Here is a 267-nt window from a genome sequence, read left to right as displayed (position 1 = left end):
CATGGGGAAACGCGATGGTGCCGACATCGAAGAGCAGCGGCGCATAGGCGCGGTTATAGACCCCGCGCGCACCCACTGACATCGCGCCGATCGTATCGCCATGATAGCTATGTTCGAGCACGAGGATGCGGTGACGTGGCGTGCCCTGGTTGAGCCAATAGCCCAGCGCCATCTTCAGCGCGACCTCGACCGCCGTCGATCCGGAGTCGGAGAAGAACACGCGGGTCAGATCGGGCGGCGTGATCCGTACCAGCTCGGCCGCGACCG

The 267-nt window shown here is 64.8% G+C and carries 1 protein-coding gene; it reads right to left on the bottom strand.

Going from position 1 to position 267, the window contains the following annotated elements; genetic code table 11:
• A partial coding sequence (locus tag IEQ44_RS15970) for an aminotransferase class III-fold pyridoxal phosphate-dependent enzyme (protein ID WP_193639427.1) occupies positions 1–267 on the bottom strand: 267 nt, incomplete at both ends.

This window comes from Nocardioides malaquae (assembly GCF_015070385.1).
Taxonomy (GTDB): domain Bacteria; phylum Actinomycetota; class Actinomycetes; order Propionibacteriales; family Nocardioidaceae; genus Nocardioides; species Nocardioides malaquae.
This window is presented reverse-complemented; position numbering and strand designations above follow the sequence as displayed.